Raw genomic sequence first — 17,540 nt, 5'->3', positions numbered from 1 at the left:
CGTGTTCCAGTCCCCGTCCTCGCGTGAAGTACGCGCCGATTCCTGTGGCCGAGCGCGCAGTGTGCTCGAACCTAGAGTACGTGGCGGACAATTGTCGGTCTCGGGGTCGGTCGAGGACCGTGTCGCGGGCTGATCCAAGGTTCCGACGGGAACCGAACGCGCTCTCGGACCGTCAATGTCGGTGTGAGCGTCATCGAATCGAACGATCCGCCGGACATCGCGGACACGTCGGCCCCGGGCCCCCGACTCCGCGCCGAACATCATTGCTTTCTCTCGCGTGCCGCTCCGTTCGAGCCGCCGCTCTGCTCCGGTGCCGTGCACACGTGGGATCCGGCGTCAGCCACCGAACCGCCGCCGGCCCGACACCGACCATCTGTGCGCAGCAACCGTTCTCGACAGCGCATCGAGCCTCCCGGCCGGCCACCGGTGCCCGCTGATGCACGTTCGAGTGCCGACCGCGCGATGCGGATGATGATCGAGGTGATCGATCGACGACGTAGCGCAGACCAGCTGTCGCCGTTGTTCACTGCCTCGATGATCGACCTGGTGCGGACCATCGTTCGGAACCCGCCGCCGGGCAGACGACTCGGATTCGCTGCAGTGCGTCGAGTACATGTGGCGTATCAGTCGGATATCTCCGCGGAGATCTTCGGCTCCTACACCCGCGGCCCGCGCACGTTCGCCTTCGCGGGCCGAATCGAGCTGGCTATCGACCCGCGCCGCCCCGGATGGACGGTCACGTCGCTGCGAGTGGGCTGAGGGTCGCGTCGCCGTGGCGACGCGACCGTCGTCCACTACCTCTTGCGCTTGGAGCGAGCTGCCTTCTTCGGCGCCTTGCTCTGAGTCCTCGCCGCTTCGCGACGCTCGCGGCGGGTGCCCTCGGCCGCGGACTCGCTGCCGGACGGGGACGGTCCGGATCGGCGAACGGCAGTGCCACCACCCTCGGCCGGACCGGAGAAGGTCAGTCTCTGCTCTTCCTGCTCGTCGAGACCCTTCGCCCGCAGAGCCGAGGGCACTGCAGGAGCGGCCGGTGCAGGAGCCGTCGGTGCAGGTGCCGTCGGTGCCGGAGCCGTCGGTGCAGGTGCCGTCGGTGCGGGTGCTGCAGCGGGTATCGCTGCCGGGCGGCCGGAGCCCACCGGAGAGGCCAGTCCCGGAGCCACGGCGAGACCCGCCGAAGCCGCAGGCCCTGTCGGAGCCGGTGTCGCCTCGACCTGCAGGTTGAACAGGAAGCCGACCGACTCCTCCTTCAGGCCGTCGAGCATGCCCTGGAACATGTCGTAGCCCTCGCGCTGGTATTCGACCAGCGGGTCGCGCTGCGCCATCGCGCGCAGGCCGATGCCTTCCTTGAGGTAGTCCATCTCGTAGAGATGCTCGCGCCACTTGCGATCGAGTACCGACAGCAGAACTCGACGCTCGAGTTCGCGCATTCCGTTCTCGCCGGCGATACCGTCGATCTCGGCCTCGCGGCCGGCGTACGCAGATCGGGCGTCCTCGAGCAGCGCCTCACGCAATTCGTCGCGGCTCAGCTCGCCCTTCTCGCCGTCCTCGTTCTCGCCGGCGAGCACCTTGTGGTCGATTCCCACCGGGTAGAGAGTCTTCAGTGCAGTCCAGAGCTGTTCCAGATCCCAGTCCTCGACGTAGCCCTCGACGGTGGCACCGTCGACGTAGGCGGTGATCACGTCGGTGATCATGCCCTCGACCTGGCCCTCCATGTCGGCACCTTCGAGGATGCGGCGGCGCTCCTCGTAGATGACGGTGCGCTGCTGGTTCATCACCTCGTCGTACTTGAGAACGTTCTTGCGGATCTCGAAGTTCTGCTGCTCGACCTGCGTCTGAGCACTCTTGATGGCCTTGGACACCATCTTGGCTTCGATCGGGACGTCGTCTGGCAGGTTGAGCCTGGTCATGATCGACTCGAGTGCGCCGCCGTTGAATCGACGCATCAGTTCGTCGCCGAGCGAGAGGTAGAAACGCGATTCGCCCGGATCACCCTGACGACCGGAGCGGCCACGAAGCTGGTTGTCGATACGGCGCGAATCGTGTCGCTCGGTACCGAGCACATACAGCCCGCCCGCCTCGCGCACGGTATCGGCGTCGGCCTTGACCTGCGCCTTGACCTCTTCCAGCGCAGGCTCCCAGGCAGCCTCGTACTCCTCGGGAGTCTCGACCGGGTCCAAGCCCTGCTTCCGGAGCCGCAGGTCGGCGAGGATGTCCGGGTTGCCGCCGAGCACCACGTCGGTGCCTCGACCGGCCATGTTGGTGGCCACGGTCACCGCGCCCTGCCGGCCCGCCTCGGCGATGATCGTCGCCTCCTGCTCGTGGAACTTCGCGTTCAACACGTTGTGCGCGACGCCGCGCTTGGTGAACTGCTTCGACAAGTACTCCGAGCGCTCGACACTCGTCGTGCCGATGAGGACCGGCTGGCCCTTCTCGTGCCGCTCGACGACGTCGTCGACGACGGCGTCGAACTTGGCCTCTTCCGTCTTGTAGATCAGGTCGCCGTTGTCCACGCGGACCATCGGACGATTCGTCGGAATCGGAATGACGCCGAGGCCGTAGATCTGATGGAGCTCGGCGGCCTCGGTCTCGGCGGTACCCGTCATACCCGAGAGCTTGTCGTAGAGGCGGAAGTAGTTCTGCAGGGTGATCGTGGCCAGGGTCTGATTCTCGGCCTTGATCTCCACCTTTTCCTTGGCCTCGATCGCCTGGTGCATGCCCTCGTTGTAGCGGCGTCCCACCAGGATGCGGCCGGTGAACTCGTCGACGATGATGACCTCGCCGTCGCGGACGATGTAGTCCTTGTCCTTGGTGTAGAGCTCTTTGGCCTTGATCGCGTTGTTGAGGTAGTTCACCAGAGGTGAGTTGGCTGCCTCGTACAGATTGTCGATGCCGAGCTGATCCTCGACCAGTTCGACGCCTGCCTCGTGGACACCGATGGTCCGCTTGCGGATGTCGACCTCGTAGTGGGTGTCGACCTTGAGCATCGGCGCGATACGGGCGAACTCTCCGTACCACTTGCTCGACGCGTCGGCCGGTCCCGAGATGATCAGCGGCGTGCGGGCCTCGTCGATGAGGATGGAGTCGACCTCGTCGACGACGGCGAAGTTGTGGCCGCGCTGGACGAGGTCGTCGAGCGAGTGCGTCATGTTGTCGCGCAGGTAGTCGAAGCCGAACTCGTTGTTGGTGCCGTAGGTGATGTCCGAGGCATACGCGGCGCGGCGCTCCACCGGGGTCATGCCGGAGAGGATCACGTCGACCGAGAGACCGAGGAAACGGTGCACGCGGCCCATCCACTCCGAGTCGCGCTTGGCGAGGTAGTCGTTGACCGTCACCACGTGCACACCCTCGCCGGAGATGGCGTTGAGGTAAGCGGGGAGAACACACGTCAGTGTCTTGCCCTCACCGGTCTTCATCTCGGCGATGTTGCCGAAGTGCAAGGCGGCCCCACCCATGACCTGAACGTCGAAGTGCCGCTGCGACAGCACTCGCCAGGACGCCTCACGGGCCACGGCGAAGGCCTCGGGCAGGAGCTGATCCAGGGTCTCGCCGGCGGAGTACCTCTCCTTGAACTCCGCGGTCTTGCCGCGCAGTTCGTCATCGGAGAGGCTCTCGACGTCCGGAGACAGGGTCGAGACGTGGTCGGCGATGCTCTTGAGCCGCTTGACCATGCGACCTTCACCGACACGGAGCAGCTTGGAAAACGACAGCGACGGCACGGGCTTTCTCGTCCTCGATCCTCGGTTCACGGGTACTGGTACGAACAACACTGCATACTGCACGAGCTCACGGGTTCGTCACCACGACTTCTGCGCGACGGGTAACCCGAACGCGTCCATGGTAGGCGGTGTCGCTGCGAACCCGGCAGCCCGACTATCGGTCGTCGGAGATCGCCGGTCGGCCATTCGGACAACACCGACACAGCACTGCAGGCTCGACGTGGGGATCGAGTCTCCGGTGTCGAGCCTGCAGCGGTGAAAAGATTTCACGGACGGCGAACGAACAGAGCCGTCCCGAGCGGTCCGGTCAGGTGAGTCTGATCAAGCCGTAATCGAAGGCGTGCCGTCGGTACACGACCGAGGGGCGATCGCTTGCGCTGTCGTGGAACAAGAAGAAATCGTGGCCGACGAGTTCCATTTCGTACAGTGCGTCGTCGACGCTCATCGGTGCAGCCGAGTGGATCTTCGTTCGCACGATGTGCCCCGGACCGCTCTGGTCGTCCTCGAACGAGTCGAGTTTCGTCTCGGGATCGAGTGCCAGCGTGTCGTCCTCGGCGAGTTCGGCAGTGGCCTCGGCGACGGAAACGGGCCTCTTCTCGCCGTAGTGGACCTTGCGACGGTCCTTGGTGCGCCGGAGTCTGCTCTCGAGCTTCGACGTCACCGCTTCGAGTGCGGCATAGAAACTGTCGGCACACGCTTCGGCTCGAACGACCGGGCCCTTGCCCTTCGCGGTGATCTCCACGCGTTGACATGCCTTGGCCTGGCGGCGATTTCGTTCGTGCTGCAGTTCGACGTCGAACAGGTAGATGGAGGGATCGAAGCGCTCGAGGCGAGCCAATTTCTCGGAGACATATATCCGGAAATGATCCGGTATCTCGACGTTGCGGCCCTTGACCACGACGTCCGCATTGCTCTTGGCGGGTTCTTCCGAGGGCTTCTCGTCGAAGAAAACCGAGGCTTGTGAAGGGGTCGTCACGCGTACCTCCCGATATCGGCCACGCCCACTGTTGGACGTGGCAAGTGTGCATGCCGAATGGGGAACCTTCCGGCATCAAAGTCCGGGGCATCACCTCACATCTGGTCCAGTCGGTGCGTGTCCGCGACGTTAGTCGGTCATCGACTCGTGTGCCACCGTTCACCCCGAATTGGTTGTCGGCGTGTCCCCACACCTCGCCGTCACGCACTCGCCACCACCAGTGCGCCGGCCACCGGCACTCCGAAATCGGTTAGCACTCTTGCCGATTCGGCCAACGTCGCGCCGGTGGTGACCACGTCGTCGATCAGCAGAACGGTGAAGTCCGCCGACCCCGTCACGCGTGCGTCGGCTCGCGGACGAGCCACCCCGACGGCCTCGATCCGACCCGCCACGTTGTGCTGACGTTGCCCGGCCGACAGTCCGACCGAATCACGGACTCCACCGGTCATGCGGAGCAACTCCGGAACGAGCACTCGCTCCGGTGACAGCTGTTCGGCAGCGATTCGAGCGCATCGCAGAACGGGATCGCCCCCGCGAGCGCGCGCCGCACGAGCCCGAGACGGCGCGCAGATCAGAATCAGCGAACTCAGCTCGGGTGGATCGATCTCACCTGCGTCGCGTAGATGTCCGACGGCCTCGGCGAGCGCTCGCCCGAAAGGCCGGGCCACCGACCGGCGACCTCGCTCCTTCAGAGCGATCACACCACTGCGGCGCGGCCCGCTGTACGTACCAAGGGACCAGCACGGCACACCGGGATCGACTCGTGGCCGAACGGCGACAGGCGGGACGAACAGGGCCAGAGAACACGCGCCGCACCAGTGCTCCCCCGGCACGCTGCACCCGGCGCACTCGAGGGGCAGAACCAGATCGAGGAGCGTCCGCATGGATGCGGAGTCTGCCCGGGCCCACTGACAGACGTCTGCGGCCGACGTCAGCCGGGCAGAATCGGCACTGCTTTCACTCCGGCCAATCCGGTGACCTCGCGCCAGTACCGGTCGCCGACCGGATCGGTGTTGTTGAGGGCGAACACGGCCCGTGCATCGGCCACGTACTCCGTTTCCGGCGAGGCATCGACCGCCAACACCGGAGTGGTCAGGTTGCGTGAGGGCAGCGCGTCCATCCGGGATCCATCGACGGTCACCTGGACCACCGGTGTGTCGGTGGCGACCCGCGCGATCACGATGGTGTCGCCGGTACTCCAGTCCAAACTCGTGGCGTCGCTACCGAGTCCGATGGCCACGGCCCTGGGTTCGGTCAGGGAGTACACACCCGAGGGCTCGCGCACCACCGTTGCCACGTACACGACGCCGTCGACGATGAGCGCCGCTCGCACTCCGTCTCGGGCCAGTCGCAGTTCGGTGATCCGGTTGCCGAGTGTCGTGACGGCGGTGGCCTCGACCGGTATCACCGATACCTGGCCGGTCGAGGGATCGCGGGCGGCTCGGATGACGTTGGTGCCGTCGATCACCGCCCACGCCGCGTTGTCGTCGGCCCCCCAGGTGGGCCGCGTGATCGATTGCCCCTCGGCCACGGGGAACGCACCGCCGTCGTAGCTGCCGACCATGAGCGTGCTCGACGGCGCAGGGGAAGGCCGTCCGGTGTCCGCGACGCCGGCCACGAGCGTGCCGTCGTTGGACAGCGCCACCGAGCGCAGGTTGCGCGCCTGCCCGAAGTACCCGGGAGCGGGAGTGGTCTCCGCCTCGTCGACGCGAAGCAATGTGCCGGACGCGAGTGCATGCAGTCCGACGCTGTCGTCGGTGCTGCCCAACGGATCGAAGGAGTCGACGCCTGCGGTGGTCCACCCGTCGGGCTTGGTCGTGTCGATGGGTTGGCCGTCGGCGAGCAACACGTACGGCCCTGCCACCTCGGCCGAGGCGAGCGTCCAGATCACCTGAGCGGCAAGCAGTTCGCGGTCGCGGTCACCTTTGTTCTGCAGGCCGCCGAAGTCGATCTTGATGCCACCGAGTCCCACCCCCACCTGTGCGGTCTGACCGTCGGCCTTGGTGATGGGCCCGCGAATACTCACATCGTCGGACAGTTCGTTGCTCACCGCGGCCGACAACGCAGACTTGGGGCCGTCGATGAGCAGCTGTACGAGCTGGTTGGCGAGCTGGTCCTGCGATCCGCTGGTCCACCGCACATCGGGCACGAGTACGCCACCGAGCGGATCGACGAAGTAGAGCGATCGCTGCTGATAGGTGTTCAGAAACGCGGACCGATCGATGACGACGCCGGGCGGCAGTTTCGAGATCCGCCACTGACCGTCCACTCGCGCCATCTCTATCGCGGCGTCGAAGGTGTCCGAGCCGGCCTGGTATTCGCCACCGGAGGCCAGCATGCCGGCCGTCGTCGATCGGATCGTGAACTGCGCGGTATCTGCAGTTCGTGGACCGGACAGCGTGTCGATCCGGTCCGCCACGACCGTACGTGCGCCGTCGTCCCAGGTTCCCGACGCCTCCTCGGTGAGAAACTGCCGGGCGGCCTGGTGCCTGTTGGCAGAGACGGCGCTGGCCTCGAAGAAGTCGTCCAGCAAGCGATCGGGCTCGCGTCCCGGCTCGGGAGCCGGAGCACTGGTGGGCACGGCACCGGCGGTCAAGGTGCCGATGGCCTGAGGGCTGGACGACTCGGGAAGGCTGGCGCACCCGCCCACGAGGGCGATGACGAGCGCGCACATCGCCAGCACTCGGGTGCTGCGACGACACGAGAAGATCACGTCGCGGGCTCCGACGCGGACGTCCTCGGCGCAGATGTCTTCGGCGCGGATGTCTTCGAAGCGGTGATCGCGGGAATCGGTTGTCCTTGTGCGAATTTCTTGGTGCTGGGTTTGAGGGGCAGTGGGGATCCGATCACCTTGTGCCCGCGCACGAGCGGCAGGGTGAGTCGGAAACACGCGCCTTCGCCCAGTGCTCCCCACGCTTCGAGCTTACCGTCGTGCAGGCGGGCGTCCTCGACGCTGATCGCCAGCCCGAGGCCGGTGCCGCCGGATCGTCGAACTCGGGAGGGATCCGAGCGCCAGAACCGGTTGAACACCAGCTTCTCTTCTCCCGGTCGCAGACCGACTCCCTGATCGCGGACCACGAATGCCGCCGCGTCGGCGTCCGAGCGCAGCCGCAGCAGGACCGGCTTGCCTTCGCCGTGGTCGAGTGCGTTGGCCAGCAGATTGCGCAGAATCCGTTCCACCCGTCGCGGGTCGACCTCGGCGATCACTGCGGTCTCGGGCATGTCGACGATCACTTCGGTGCCGGTCTCGCGCGCCAGGTGCCGCACGGTCGACACTGCCGCTCGGGCGCACATGCGCAGGTCGAGCTGTTCGGCGGCCAGTTCGGCGACGCCCGCGTCGTGGCGGCTGATCTCGAGGAGGTCACCGAGCAGGGTCTCGAACCGATCGAGCTCGTTGACCAGCAGCTCCGAGGATCTCTTGAGTGCGGGCTCCAGGTCGTCGCTGGCGTCGTGAATGAGGTCTGCGGCCATCCGAACTGTGGTGAGCGGGGTGCGCAGTTCGTGGCTCACGTCGGAGGTGAATCGGCGCTGCAGGTTACCGAATTCTTCGAGCTGGGTGATCTGCTTGGACAGGCTCTCTGCCATTTCGTTGAACGACATCGCGAGTCTGGCCATGTCGTCCTCGCCGCGGACCGGCATGCGCTCCTTGAGCCTGCCGTCGGCGAACCGCACCGCGATCCTCGACGCCGAACGAATGGGCAAGACCACCTGACGTGCGACGAGCATCGCAATCGCCGCGAGCAGTACCAGCAGCACCACTGCGCCGATGAACAACGTGCCGCGCACGAGCGAGAGCGTGCGATCCTCGCTGGCCAACGGGAAGATGAGATAGAGCTGCAGAGCCGAGATGTCGGATCCGGTGGGAGATCCCATGATCAGCGCAGAGCCGCTGTATCCGCCGTCACTGTCGGTCACCGTCGCATATTGCGAACTGATCAGGCCCTTCTTGACGAAGTCGCGCAGGCTGTTCGGAATCTGATCGACCGGACCGACCGAGGCCTCCGCGCGGGTGGCGTCGCCTTCCACGATCAGGACCGGATCGAACGATCCCGCCGACCCAGTGGTCGACGCGGCGTCGAGGTCCTGATTGGTCAGTGCCGCCCTGGCGCGTTCGAGGCGCGTCGCGAGCCCGCTCGAATCGTCGGCTCCAGCAAGGTTGCCCTCGACGGTGGTCCGCGAACGGTCGAGTTCCTCGGTAGCGGCGGACAGCTTCGCTTCGAGTAGTCGATCGGTGATCTGACTGGTCAACACCACCCCGAGGATGAGGATGACCACCAGGGACAGAGTCAGCGTCGACACGACGACGCGCAGCTGTAGAGATCGCCGCCAGGCATGGCCGAGCGACGTACTCAGCGAACGGAACCAACGCAGTACGGGAGAGAACTTGCCGTTGATTCGCCGCCGAGAATGGGAGAAACGGATCACGGCGGTCCGGCCTTGTAGCCGACCCCCCTCACGGTCAACACCACCTCGGGGTTCTCGGGATCTTTCTCGACCTTGGCGCGCAGGCGCTGCACGTGCACGTTGACCAGTCGGGTGTCGGCCGCATGGCGGTAGCCCCAGACCTGTTCGAGCAACACCTCTCGGGTGAACACCTGTCGCGGCTTGCGCGCCAACGCCACGAGCAGATCGAACTCGAGTGGGGTGAGGGAGACGAGTTCGTCGCCGCGACTGACCTTGTGGGCCGGCACGTCGATGACGATATCTGCGATGGACAGCAGTTCGGCGGGTTCGTCCTCGGTCCTGCGCAGGCGCGCGCGCACCCGAGCGACCAGTTCCTTCGGCTTGAAGGGCTTCATGATGTAGTCGTCCGCACCGGACTCGAGACCCAGGACGACATCGACCGTGTCGGTCTTGGCCGTCAGCATGACGATCGGCACGCCCGAATCGGCACGCAGGACACGGCAGACGTCGATGCCGTTCATGCCGGGAAGCATCAGATCCAGCAGCACCAGGTCCGGCCGGTTCTCGCGCACGGCCGCCAGTGCTTGAGTGCCGTCGCCGACCACGAAGGGCTCGAATCCCTCACCGCGCAACACGATGGTGAGCATCTCCGCCAGAGCCGAATCGTCGTCCACAACCAGAATCCGAGGCTTCATGGTCCTATGGTGTCACTTTCCGAACGCCTGATGGCTGATTGAACATGTCGGCGGCGAGTCGATCGGGATCGACGTCGGCGGTGACGACCCGCCACGGCGACACCCAGTGCGAGGCAGCGAGCCTGCCGTAGGCAGCCGAGGTTCGGCTCTGCAGTGAGCTGTCCCGCTCGTAGACATCCCGGGTGCGAGCGGAGTCCGCACTCTCACGGGCCGCAGCACGCTCGGCGGCGAGCGCCACCGGGACGTCGAGGAGAATTTGGACGTCGGGAACGGGCACCCCGAATCGGTCGAATTCGAGCGACCTGATCCATTCCACGGCCTCGCCGTCGGCGGACTGCTCTAGCCGAGCCGCGGTATAGGCGGCATTGGACGCCACGTACCGATCGAGTAGAACGATATCGTTGTCCGAGAGCAACTTTCGGATCTCATCGCCCGCGTCCCGGCGATCGAGCGCGAACAACAAGGCCATCGCGTGCACGCTGCCCGCGGTGTCACCGTGTTCGCCGTGCAACGCCTCAGCCGCCAGATCGGCGTGCACCGACCGGTCGTACCGGGGAAACCCGATGCGCTCGACCGACAGGCCGTCACGTTCCCACGCCGAAACGAGCCGACGGGCGAGCGTGTTCTTGCCCGCGCCGTCGACTCCTTCGATGACGAACAGTTTTCCCACTGCCGGACCGGTCAGTAGCGGTAGTGCTCGGGCTTGTACGGGCCCTCGACGTCGACGCCGATGTACTCTGCCTGCTCCTTGGTGAGCTTGGTGATCGAGCCACCGAGCGCTTCGACGTGGATGCGAGCAACCTTCTCGTCGAGGTGCTTGGGCAGGCGGTAGACCTCGTTGTCGTACTCGTCCGGCTTGGTCCACAGCTCGATCTGGGCAATGACCTGGTTGGAGAAGCTGTTGCTCATCACGAACGACGGGTGACCGGTCGCGTTGCCGAGATTGAGCAGGCGTCCCTCGGACAACACGATGATCGAGTGACCGTCCTTGAACTGCCATTCGTCGACCTGCGGCTTGATCTTGATCCGCGTGACGTCCGCTGCCTTCTCGAGGCCGGCCATATCGATCTCGTTGTCGAAGTGACCGATGTTGCCCAGGATCGCCTGATGCTTCATCTTGCGCATGTGCTCGAAGGTGATGATCGACAGGTTGCCGGTCGAGGTGATGACGATGTCGGCCTGCTCGATGAACTCGTCGACCGTGCGGACGTCGTAACCGTCCATCAGCGCCTGCAAAGCGTTGATCGGGTCTGCCTCGGTGACGGTGACGCGCGCGCCCTGCCCCTTGAGCGCCTCGGCGCAACCCTTGCCGACGTCGCCGTAGCCGCACACCAGAATTGCCTTGCCGCCGATGAGCACGTCGGTGCCACGGTTGATGCCGTCGATCAGCGAGTGACGGGTGCCGTACTTGTTGTCGAACTTGCTCTTGGTGACGGAGTCGTTGACGTTGATGGCCGGGAAGGCGAGCTCTCCGGCGGCAGCGAACTGGTACAGCCGAAGCACACCGGTGGTGGTCTCCTCGGTGACACCCTTGATCGACGACGCGATCTCGGTCCATTTGGTGGTCGAGGCCTCGAGCGAGCGACGCAGCAGACCGAGGAACACCTTGTACTCGTCCGAGTCGTGATCATCGTCGGTCGGTGGAACGACGCCTGCCTTCTCGAACTGCGCGCCGCGCAACACCAGCATCGTGGCGTCACCGCCGTCGTCGAGAATCATGTTGGCCGGCTCCCCCGGCCAGGTCAGCATCTGCTCGGCCGCCCACCAGTACTCTTCGAGCGATTCTTCCTTCCACGCGAAGACCGGGACGCCCTTGGGCTCTTCGACGGAGCCGTAAGGTCCGACGACCACTGCTGCAGCAGCGTGATCCTGCGTGGAGAAAATGTTGCACGATGCCCAACGGACCTCGGCACCGAGCGCCACCAAGGTCTCGATCAAGACGGCGGTCTGCACGGTCATGTGCAGCGATCCCGAAACCCGGGCCCCCTTGAGGGGCTGCACTTCCCCGTATTCGCGTCGCAGTGCGATCAATCCGGGCATTTCGTGCTCGGCGAGCCGAATCTCTTTGCGGCCGAATTCCGCGAGCGACAGGTCTGCGACCTTGAAGTCGATTCCACCGCGGCGATCCGCGGTGAGTGCCGATCCTGACGTAACTGAGGTCGTCATCTTGCCTCTCCTGTTGACTGAGTATCTGTGGTCCAGGCTATCGGGTCCGCGCGGCGGCGCTACCTTCTGCCCGAGCGCGCAGGAGTGGAAACTGCGAAAACAACCGATTGTCGAGAACCCGCTCTATCCGTTTCGTCCGGCTCGCGCCAGGATTCGAGCCCGTTTGCGGGGCAGGATGTTCGCACGGGCGATATCTCCCTGGTAGTGCGCCGATACCCGCGGGTCCATCACCCGACGCCACAGCGGCGGAATTGCGGCGAGTATCACCATCGATGCGTAGCCGGCGGGCAACTGCGGAGCCTCGTCGCAGGAGAGCAGGGTCTGATAGCGCTTGCCTGGATTGGCGTGGTGGTCGCTGTGTCGTTGCAGGTGGTACAGGAATATGTTGGTGCAGATTCTGTCGCTGTTCCAGCTGTGGCGGGGCGAGCACCGAACGTATCTGCCTCGATCGTTCGTTTCGCGGAGCAGGGCGTAGTGCTCCACGTAATTCACCATCTCGAGCAGGACGAATCCGACTATGGCCTGCACCAGAAGGTACGGCGCGATGGACCACCCGAAGACGATCAGCAGTGAGCCGAACAGAACGACGCTGAGCAGCCACGTATGCAGAAGGGCATTGGTCGGGCTGGCGACCGAACGGCCCTTGCGGCGAAGTCGCTGCGCCTCGAGCTTCCATGCGGAGGCGAGGCCGAGGATCGTGCTGCGCGGCACGAAGCTCCAGACGCTCTCGCCGAGTCGTGCGCTCGCGGGGTCGTCGGGCGTCGCCACTCGAACGTGGTGTCCGCGATTGTGTTCGACGAAGAAGTGCCCGTACAGCGTCTGGGACAGGGCGATCTTGGCCAACCACCGCTCGTGCTGCTCGATGCGATGGCCCAGTTCGTGGGCGGCATTGATACCGGTGCCTGCCACCAGCCCCACCGTCACCGCGAGGCCGATCTTGTCCACCACGTTCAGATTGCCGTACGCCCACATCCAGCATGCGACGAAGAGTCCGACGAACTGAACGGGCAGGAAGAGGTACGTACACCACCGGTAGTACCGGTCGTTCTGCAGCTTTTCGCTGGCCGAGGCATCCGGGTTGTGCCCGTCCTCGCCTGCGATCAGATCGATCACCGGAATGATCACGAAGAACACCAGCACGCCGCTCCACCAGAACAGCGGCATGCCTGTCCAGTAGACCAACTGCGACGGCAGCAATGCCGACGCCGGGGCCAACAGCCCCAGCATCCATAGATAACGTTTGTTGTCCTGCCAGCGAACCGACCGTTCACTGGCCTTCGAATCCCGCCCCCCGACAGCGACACCCGAACCCTCCAACGAAGGAATTCGGCCGTCCACACTCATTGTCGCAACACCCTCTCATCGAACTTTTTGAGTCCTCCAAGTCTGTTTTCGAGGGTATAACATTCCAGCGGTTCGATGTGAAGCTATCTGAATTCAACCAGAAGTCCCTGGTCAGGACGTAAGTCGGCGCACACGCGTCGCCGATGCCGGGTCAGCGCTCCGACTTCTCGGTACGAATTTTCTCGGCTTCCCGCAGTCCCATCACCGAGTGCCGTCTGCTGTACACGACGTAGATGACGACACCGGCGGCCATCCAGACCAGGAAACGCAGCCATGTTTCGACCGACAGGTTCAGCATCAACCACAGGCACGCGAGGACCGCGAGGATCGGCACCAACGGAACCCACGGAACGCGGAAACCACGCTGGAGGTCGGGGCGAGTTCTGCGCAGTACGAGAACCCCGGCAGAGACCAGCACGAATGCGAACAGCGTGCCGATGTTCACCATTTCCTCGAGCGTGCCGAGCGGAACGAACGCGGCGAGCAGGCCCACGATGACACCGACCAGAATCGTCGTCCGGACCGGCGTGCCCTTCTTTCCGGTGTGTGCCAATGCCCGCGGCACCAGTCCGTCTCGCGACATCGCGAAGAGCACCCGGGTCTGCCCGAGCATCAACACCATCACCACGGTCGTCAGACCGGCGAGTGCGCCGAACGAGATGATGTTCTTGGCCCAGGTCAACCCGTTCAGCTCGAATGCCGTCGCCAGCGTGGAACTGTCACCGGCCAGATCGGTGTACTTGACCATCCCGGTCAGAACCAAAGTGACGGCCACGTACAGCACGGTGACGATCGCGAGCGATCCGAGGATTCCTCGTGGGAGTGCCTTCTGCGGTTCCTTGGTCTCTTCGGCGGTCGTTGCCACCACGTCGAATCCGATGAATGCGAAGAACACCAGAGACGCTGCTGCCAGCAATCCGTAGGCACCGAACGTGCTGCCGCCTGCTCCGGTGACGAACGAGAACAGCGACTGATGCAGTCCCTCGCCCGTGGAGCCCGGTTCCGACGGCGGAATGTAGGGGTCGTAGTTCGCGACCTTGATGTAGAAGGCTCCGAGTACGACCACGAACAGGACGACGATCACCTTGATCGCGGTGATCACCAACGACACCCGCGAGGACAACTTGGTACCCGACGCGATCAGCACCGTCAGCACCACCACGATCAGCAGTGCACCCCAATCGAAGTTCAGTGAGCCGATCTCGAGTACCGGAGCGGAAGTACCGAGCAGATCGCCCAGATAGAGAGACCATGCCTTCGCCACCACGGCAGCTGCGAGACCGAACTCGAGGATCAGATCCCATCCGATGATCCAGGCGATGAACTCACCGAAGGCCGCGTAGGAGAACGTGTACGCGCTTCCGGCCACGGGCACGGTTGACGCGAACTCGGCGTAACACAGCGCCGCGAGGCCGCAGGCGATCGCCGCGAGCACGAAGGCCAACGACACAGCCGGGCCGGCAACGTTTCCGGCGGTCCGCGCGGTCAGGGTGAAGATGCCGGCCCCGACTGCGACGGCGACGCCGAACACGGTCAGGTCCCAGGAACCGAGTTCCTTCCGGAGTTTGGTATCCGGCTCGTCGGTGTCCTTGATCGACTGCTCGATCGATTTGGTCCGGAACCAACCCGTCGTGCGTGGGGTCTTCGCGGGCCGGGCTGCTCTGGTCATCGGGTCTCCGTATCGCCACTTCGCATCGGTGACGGATCACCGAACACATCCGTCACTTCGATTCACTGTGGCATCAGATTATTGCCTTCGGGCAACCGATTTGCACAATCGCGCGGTTCGAATCGGCGGACGCCGCGAACACGCGATCTACAGGCGGCCCACGGAGGCCACGAACACCTCGGCCTCGCCCGAATCGGCGGTCACAGTGACGGATTCGTCGGCAGCGGATATCCAGGCAGAGCTGCCCTGCAGCACCGTCAGCCCGACTTGTCGGCCTTTCGTACCGGCCACCACGGTCCCACTCGTGCACAACAGAATTCTCGGGCCGGAGCCGGGAACGGCGACCGTCTCCCCCGCCGCAACCGCAGTCCGGCTCAGCGCGAATTCGGGTGCAGGCGTCGAATACACGTAGGTCGGTCGATCGTCGATACCCGGGGTGATGGGCGAGATGTCGGCCGGCTCGAAGTCCAGCACGCGCAACAGTTCCGGGACGTCGACGTGTTTGGGAGTCAGTCCGCCACGCAGCACGTTGTCGGAGTTCGCCATGATCTCCACACCGGTACCGCGCAGATACGCGTGTAGATTTCCGGCGTCGAGGTACAGCCCCTGGCCGGGAGTCAGTGTCACCCGATTGAGCAGCAACGCCGCGAGCACTCCGGCGTCACCGGGGTACGACTCCCCGAGCTCGAGCAGAGTTCTGGCCTCGGCGGCGAATCGTCCACCGTCCGTGCGTGCGGGACCGGAAAGATAGTCGATGCATCCCTGGGCGACGGCAGGCAAGATGTCGTCCAAAGCCTGCCCGGGCAGCGTGATCCACGAAGTGAACACGGTGCGCAGCCCGGAAGCATCGGGCTGGGCGGCCAGCAGGGTTCGATACCCACCCAGGGCGGGGACGGCCAACGCGTCGAGCAGTTCGACGGTGTCGGTGGGCCGCCGGAAGCCCGCCAACGCCTCGAACTCCGTGAGCGCGACGATCAGTTCGGGCTTGTGGTTCGGATCCCGGTAGTTGCGTACGGGAGAGTCGATGGGGACACCCGCGGCGTTCTCGCGCGCAAAACCTTCACGGGCCTGAGCACTGCTCGGATGCGCCTGCAGAGACAACGGCTCTTCTGCGGCAAGCAGCTTCAGCAGGTACGGCAGGCGCGACTCGTAGTGCTGCGCAGAGCCACCCAGGTGAGTGCCCGGATCGCCATCGATCAGCGTGAGCAGTGGTGTAGTGCCGCCCTCGTGCACCACGTGCGCGGAGTCGGCCGGGTGAGCGCCGAGCCAGATCTCTGCCTCGGGATGATCGGACGGCACCGGGCGACCTTGAATCCGAGCCAGTGCGGTTCGAGAACCCCATGCGTAGGACCGAACCGCGCCTCGCAAGAGCTGCACTAGCTACCGCCCATCAACAGCAGATACGCGGCAGTGGTGTCCAACCGCGTCGCCAACACGGACATCGTGTCGAGCATCGAAAGTCTAGCCGGATCCGGTGCCGGTGCGGGGTTGTCGAATTCGGATCTCGCGCGCTCGCCGCCGAACAGCACCTCACTCGAATCGGCGAGCAACAACTCCGACTCCGGAACTCCGGCGATTCGTCGTTCGGTCATCACGCGATCGGCGTCCGAGGCCACCACGACGACGCGCATCGGCAGCGCCGGCGGTGGTCCGTCGAGCTGCTCGTCGTGAAAGAACGAGTCGAATGTCTGTGGCGTGCGGGACGATTCGACGACGGACGCCCGAATGGATGCGGCAATGACGTCGCCCAGCTCCCCGGCACCGACGACGACACCCGCCACGCGCAGCAGCACCTCACTGCCGTGCCGAGCTACCTCGACTGCGGCGGGACTGCCCCCGGTCAGAACCACCCGCCGACCGTTCAACCCACTGGCGAGGGCCTTGGCCGGATTGTGGAACATCTCGTTGGACGGGCTGTTTCGTATCGCCTCCGCGTCGAGCAGGTCCGCAAGACGAGACAAATTGGGCAGCAACGTCTTCCACGATCCGCCGGCAACCGCCCCGAGTACCGCCACGAACGCCGCGAGGTAGCGCATCAGGGCATTGTGGTCACGAACTGCGATTCGCGGCGGCAGCCACATGACTCTGGCCCCCCGGACGGCACGCAGAGGCCCTTCCTCGGGGGCAACCACCACGACTTCGGCACCGCGCCGAGCTGCCGCGTCCACCGACTCGGCCAGTCGTGGATCCCCGGCGTCGTCGCCTGCCACCACCACCACGTCGAGTGGGCCGATCCACGGCGGAGTTCCGGTGCTTCGCACCAGAGGGACCCCGAGGCGATCGCCGAGCGCGGCGACGAGCAGGGATGCCGCCCGACTGCTCCGCCCGTCGCCGGTGACGATCACAACGCTCCGGGGACGCAGATCGGCCAACCGGGCGAGGACCGATTCGTCGACTGCGGTAGCGACGGCACGCACTTGTGCGCCCGCCAGCGCTGCACTGCGCAGGGAGCCCTCACGATCGGCTGCGATGAGAGCATCCGAATCGTCGAGATCGACCAGAGACGACACTGCCGTCATGGCTGCGACACCTCCCCTTACCTCACCCGCTCGAAACGTCCGCTTACCCAC

13 protein-coding genes are annotated in these 17,540 nt (G+C 65.0%); 1 reads left to right on the top strand and 12 read right to left on the bottom strand.

Going from position 1 to position 17,540, the window contains the following annotated elements; genetic code table 11:
- The first annotated feature begins 183 nt into the window (after positions 1–183).
- Positions 184–759, top strand: coding sequence for an Rv3235 family protein (locus tag R4P57_RS02420; RefSeq protein WP_317801314.1), 576 nt, complete (start codon positions 184–186; stop codon positions 757–759).
- Positions 760–794: 35 nt separating this feature from the next.
- On the opposite strand, the gene secA is transcribed toward R4P57_RS02420, so the two are convergent.
- From secA to R4P57_RS02360, 12 genes are all read right to left on the bottom strand, one after another.
- On the bottom strand, positions 795–3,716 hold the full coding sequence (secA, locus tag R4P57_RS02415) for a preprotein translocase subunit SecA (protein ID WP_317801313.1): 2,922 nt from the start codon (positions 3,714–3,716) through the stop codon (positions 795–797).
- A 307-nt stretch (positions 3,717–4,023) separates the two neighbouring features.
- A complete protein-coding gene (gene hpf / locus R4P57_RS02410) occupies positions 4,024–4,692 on the bottom strand; it encodes a ribosome hibernation-promoting factor, HPF/YfiA family (protein WP_094614258.1) in 669 nt (222 codons plus the stop codon).
- Between the two features lie 200 nt (positions 4,693–4,892).
- Complete coding sequence (locus tag R4P57_RS02405) at positions 4,893–5,576, bottom strand: ComF family protein (RefSeq protein WP_317801312.1); 684 nt, start codon at positions 5,574–5,576, stop codon at positions 4,893–4,895.
- Positions 5,577–5,623: 47 nt separating this feature from the next.
- Positions 5,624–7,366, bottom strand: a complete 1,743-nt coding sequence (gene lpqB, locus R4P57_RS02400) for an MtrAB system accessory lipoprotein LpqB (RefSeq protein ID WP_317801671.1) — start codon at positions 7,364–7,366, stop codon at positions 5,624–5,626.
- Positions 7,367–7,401: 35 nt separating this feature from the next.
- Positions 7,402–9,117 (bottom strand): MtrAB system histidine kinase MtrB, encoded by a 1,716-nt coding sequence (mtrB, locus tag R4P57_RS02395; protein WP_317801311.1) that lies wholly within the window; start codon positions 9,115–9,117, stop codon positions 7,402–7,404.
- Positions 9,114–9,791 (bottom strand): MtrAB system response regulator MtrA, encoded by a 678-nt coding sequence (gene mtrA, locus R4P57_RS02390; protein WP_027496508.1) that lies wholly within the window; start codon positions 9,789–9,791, stop codon positions 9,114–9,116. Before mtrA ends, mtrB begins: the two co-directional genes overlap by 4 nt.
- A gap of 4 nt (positions 9,792–9,795) precedes the next feature.
- On the bottom strand, positions 9,796–10,461 hold the full coding sequence (locus R4P57_RS02385) for a dTMP kinase (protein WP_317801310.1): 666 nt from the start codon (positions 10,459–10,461) through the stop codon (positions 9,796–9,798).
- Between the two features lie 11 nt (positions 10,462–10,472).
- The gene (ahcY, locus tag R4P57_RS02380; RefSeq protein ID WP_317801309.1) at positions 10,473–11,957 is read right to left on the bottom strand and encodes an adenosylhomocysteinase; all 1,485 of its coding nucleotides are present in this window, start codon (positions 11,955–11,957) and stop codon (positions 10,473–10,475) included.
- A 123-nt stretch (positions 11,958–12,080) separates the two neighbouring features.
- On the bottom strand, positions 12,081–13,301 hold the full coding sequence (locus R4P57_RS02375) for an alkane 1-monooxygenase (RefSeq protein WP_317801308.1): 1,221 nt from the start codon (positions 13,299–13,301) through the stop codon (positions 12,081–12,083).
- A gap of 151 nt (positions 13,302–13,452) precedes the next feature.
- Positions 13,453–14,970, bottom strand: a complete 1,518-nt coding sequence (locus R4P57_RS02370) for an amino acid permease (RefSeq protein ID WP_317801307.1) — start codon at positions 14,968–14,970, stop codon at positions 13,453–13,455.
- 147 nt (positions 14,971–15,117) lie between these two features.
- Entirely contained in the window at positions 15,118–16,347 is a 1,230-nt protein-coding gene (manA, locus tag R4P57_RS02365; RefSeq protein ID WP_317801306.1) for a mannose-6-phosphate isomerase, class I, read from the bottom strand.
- The gene (locus R4P57_RS02360; protein ID WP_317801305.1) at positions 16,347–17,489 is read right to left on the bottom strand and encodes a tobH protein; all 1,143 of its coding nucleotides are present in this window, start codon (positions 17,487–17,489) and stop codon (positions 16,347–16,349) included. The genes manA and R4P57_RS02360 overlap by 1 nt, the downstream gene beginning before the upstream one ends.
- Between the last annotated feature and the right edge of the window lie 51 nt (positions 17,490–17,540).

This window comes from Rhodococcus sp. IEGM 1330, assembly GCF_033142445.1.
Taxonomy (GTDB): Bacteria; Actinomycetota; Actinomycetes; order Mycobacteriales; family Mycobacteriaceae; genus Rhodococcoides.
The sequence above is the reverse complement of the archived record's forward strand: the minus strand, read 5'-3'. Positions and strand labels throughout refer to the sequence as shown.